The following is a 1,442-nucleotide window of genomic DNA, read 5'->3' on the forward strand; positions in this document are numbered from 1 at the left end:
GTGGAAAGTTTTTTCGGTGTGGGATGAGCTCGCGGCCTATCAGCTTGTTGGTGGGGTAATGGCCTACCAAGGCGTCGACGGGTAGCCGGCCTGAGAGGGTGTACGGCCACATTGGGACTGAGATACGGCCCAGACTCCTACGGGAGGCAGCAGTGGGGAATATTGCACAATGGGCGCAAGCCTGATGCAGCGACGCCGCGTGGGGGATGACGGCCTTCGGGTTGTAAACTCCTTTCGCTAGGGACGAAGCGCAAGTGACGGTACCTAGAGAAGAAGCACCGGCTAACTACGTGCCAGCAGCCGCGGTAATACGTAGGGTGCGAGCGTTGTCCGGAATTACTGGGCGTAAAGAGCTCGTAGGTGGTTTGTCGCGTCGTTTGTGTAAGCCCGCAGCTTAACTGCGGGACTGCAGGCGATACGGGCATAACTTGAGTGCTGTAGGGGAGACTGGAATTCCTGGTGTAGCGGTGGAATGCGCAGATATCAGGAGGAACACCGATGGCGAAGGCAGGTCTCTGGGCAGTAACTGACGCTGAGGAGCGAAAGCATGGGGAGCGAACAGGATTAGATACCCTGGTAGTCCATGCCGTAAACGGTGGGCGCTAGGTGTGAGTCCCTTCCACGGGGTTCGTGCCGTAGCTAACGCATTAAGCGCCCCGCCTGGGGAGTACGGCCGCAAGGCTAAAACTCAAAGGAATTGACGGGGGCCCGCACAAGCGGCGGAGCATGTGGATTAATTCGATGCAACGCGAAGAACCTTACCTGGGCTTGACATACACCAGACCGGGCCAGAGATGGTCTTTCCCTTTGTGGTTGGTGTACAGGTGGTGCATGGTTGTCGTCAGCTCGTGTCGTGAGATGTTGGGTTAAGTCCCGCAACGAGCGCAACCCTTGTCTTATGTTGCCAGCACGTGATGGTGGGGACTCATGAGAGACTGCCGGGGTTAACTCGGAGGAAGGTGGGGATGACGTCAAATCATCATGCCCCTTATGTCCAGGGCTTCACACATGCTACAATGGTCGGTACAACGCGTTTGCGAGCCTGTGAGGGTGTGCTAATCGCTGAAAGCCGGCCTTAGTTCGGATTGGGGTCTGCAACTCGACCCCATGAAGTCGGAGTCGCTAGTAATCGCAGATCAGCAACGCTGCGGTGAATACGTTCCCGGGCCTTGTACACACCGCCCGTCACGTCATGAAAGTTGGTAACACCCGAAGCCAGTGGCCTGTCATGGGAGCTGTCGAAGGTGGGATCGGCGATTGGGACGAAGTCGTAACAAGGTAGCCGTACCGGAAGGTGCGGCTGGATCACCTCCTTTCTAAGGAGCTTTTATTTTTCGCCCACAGTTGTGGGTGTGGTGGTTGAGTATCCGAGTGTGGTACTGCCACCTGTTTGTTTTAAAAATGTCCGGGTGGAGACACACCCAGCCACGATCATCATGCTT

General features: G+C 56.4%; 1 rRNA gene. It reads left to right on the forward strand.

The annotated features are described in order from the left end of the window. Positions 1–1,316 (forward strand): 16S ribosomal RNA (locus HMPREF3171_RS04980); the annotation flags it as partial. Positions 1,317–1,442: the final 126 nt, after the last annotated feature.

This window comes from Corynebacterium sp. HMSC08F01 (assembly GCF_001807545.1).
GTDB classification, from domain to species: Bacteria; Actinomycetota; Actinomycetes; order Mycobacteriales; family Mycobacteriaceae; genus Corynebacterium; species Corynebacterium coyleae.